Origin of the sequence: Methylobacterium sp. WL18, assembly GCF_008040015.1 — a bacterium.
Taxonomy (GTDB): Bacteria; Pseudomonadota; Alphaproteobacteria; order Rhizobiales; family Beijerinckiaceae; genus Methylobacterium; species Methylobacterium mesophilicum.
The window spans coordinates 1-2,311 of the sequence record NZ_VRVD01000698.1 but is presented as its reverse complement, the minus strand read 5'-3'; the positions used below and the strand labels follow the sequence as shown (position 1 = coordinate 2,311).

Genomic DNA, 2,311 nt, shown 5'->3' with positions numbered 1-2,311 from the left:
CGCCACCGCGATCCTGGCCGCGCTGGCGGACCCGGTGGTGGTCGGGACGCACGTGCTGCGGGCCGGCGCGAGCATCGGCTTCGCCCTCGCCCCCGAGCACGGCCGCGACGGAGAGGAGCTGCTCGCCAGCGCCGATTTCGCGCTGTACCGGGCCAAGCAGGAGGGCGGCGGCGCCGCCCGGATGTTCGCCTCCGAGATGCGCCATGCCGCGGCGGCCTTGCGCAACACCCAGGACGCGCTGCTGCGCGCCCTGCACGGCGACGAGCTGGTGCTGCACTACCAGCCGCAGATCTGCCTCACGAGCGGCCGGCTCGTCGGCGCCGAGGCCCTGCTCCGCTGGCAGCACCCGGAGCGCGGCCTGCTCCTGCCCGGCACGTTCCTCCCGGCCATCAAGATGAGCCCGCTGGCGCTCCCGGTCGGCGCCTGGGTGCTGGACGCCGCCTGCCGGCAGATCGCGGCCTGGCGGGACCAGGGACTGCCGCCGTTCCGGGTCGGGGCGAACCTGTTCTCCGCCCAGTTCAAGACGGGAAACCTCGTCCGCGAGGTCTCCGACGCGCTGGCCCGCCACCGGGTCCCGCCGGAGGCGCTGGAGCTGGAGATCACCGAGCGGGTCGTGCTGCAGAACGACGACCGCACCCTCGGGACGATCCGGGACCTGCGCGCAATGGGCGTTCGGATCGCGTTCGACGATTTCGGCACCGGCTACGCCTCGCTGAGCAGCCTCAAGCGCTTCCCGCTGACGACCCTGAAGATCGATCGCACCTTCGTGAGCGACCTGCTCACCGAGGCCAACGACGCCGCGATCACCCGCGCGATCATCCGGATGGGCAACGACCTCGGCCTCGACACGGTCGCCGAGGGCATCGAGACCGAGGGCCAGGAGGTCGTCCTGCGGGCGCTGGGCTGCAAGGTCGGCCAGGGCTTCCACTACGGGCGGGCGATGCCGGCCGCCGCCCTGACGCGCCTCATGGCGGAGCGCCCGGAGACCGGCGCGTGGCTGACACCGGTCCCGGCCCTGCGCGCGGCCGGGTAGGCGCCCGCCTCGTCCGTTCGGGACGGGGCAGGGAGCGGACGCGCCCCGCCGAAAGGCGAACCGGGCGCCGCGCCCGCTTCCCGCGTTCGCGCCCTCCTGTTCGCGAACGCGGGCGGCCATCCATCGAGAAGGATGTATGACAGGATTGTCCGCCGGTTTACGCATTCGGCACAACAACTCATTAACGGGGACAATATAGCCCTATTATAGAGCGTAGTCTGAGCGTGACCTGGTGGGTTCGAAGTCAATCTTCCTGTTCGTCGCTCGGGCGGCCCGGCATCTGCGCCGGCTGCGGTGGCGGCACACCTGCGATCTGCGCGCCTGGACGGCCATCGGTCTCGCGCTGGTGATCACGGCCGCGGCCGCCCTGTTCATCGCCCACCTGGAGACGCGCGCGGTCGACGACAACGAGCGCAGCCTCGGCGGCCTCGCCACGGTCCTGGCCGACCAGGCGGACCGGGCGCTGCAGGCGATCGAACTCGTCCAGGACGCCGTGCTGGCCGAGTTCCGCCAGGCGGGGATCGCCGACGGCGAGCATTATGCCGAGGCGGCGTCCCGTCCGTCCATGCACACGGCGCTGAAGACCTGGATCGCGGCGCTGCCGCAGGCGAACGCCATCACCCTGGTGGACCGGACCGGACGGCTGCTCAACTTCAGCCGCTACTGGCCGATCCCGGCCGTCAACATCGCCGACCGGGACTACTTCAAGGCGCTGTCCGCCGACCCGACCCTGCAGCGCTACGTCGGCCGCCCGGTCCCGAACCGGGGGGACGGCGCCTGGACGATCTACATCGCCCGGAAGGTCGCGGCCCCGGACGGCACGTTCCTGGGCCTGATCCTGGGCGCGGTCGAGCTGAGCTATTTCGAGGGCCTGTACGATCAGATCGCGCCGGCGGACGACGCCGTGGTGTCCCTGTTCCGCAACGACGGCATGCTGCTGGTCCGGCATCCGCACCGCGAGGGGACGATCGGCCGGATCTTCCCCCGCGCGGGCGCATCCCTGATCACCGCCCGGACCGCGCAGGGCGGCGTCCTGCGCACCGTCAGCCCGATCGACGGCCAGGATCGGCTCATCGCCGCCCACGCCCTGAAGAACTACCCGCTGGTCCTCAGCATCAGCCGCACCGCGGAGGCCTGCCTGGCGGCCGCGCACCAGCAGGCGACCATCGTGGGGGTGGCGGCGTTCCTGCTCGATCTCGGCCTGCTCGCGCTGGTTCTGCTCGGCCGCCGGCAGGCCCGCGCGCAGGATCAGCTCGCCCAGGCCGAGGCGGCCCGGGC

The 2,311-nt window shown here is 72.2% G+C and carries 2 protein-coding genes; both read left to right on the top strand.

What is annotated here, in order from left to right:
* On the top strand, positions 1-1,033 hold a 1,033-nt coding region (locus tag FV228_RS27140), incomplete at its 5' end, for a GGDEF domain-containing phosphodiesterase (RefSeq protein WP_147857352.1).
* Between the two features lie 232 nt (positions 1,034-1,265).
* Positions 1,266-2,311, top strand: a 1,046-nt coding sequence (locus tag FV228_RS27135) for a cache domain-containing protein (RefSeq protein ID WP_281406540.1), incomplete at its 3' end; no start/stop codon positions are given.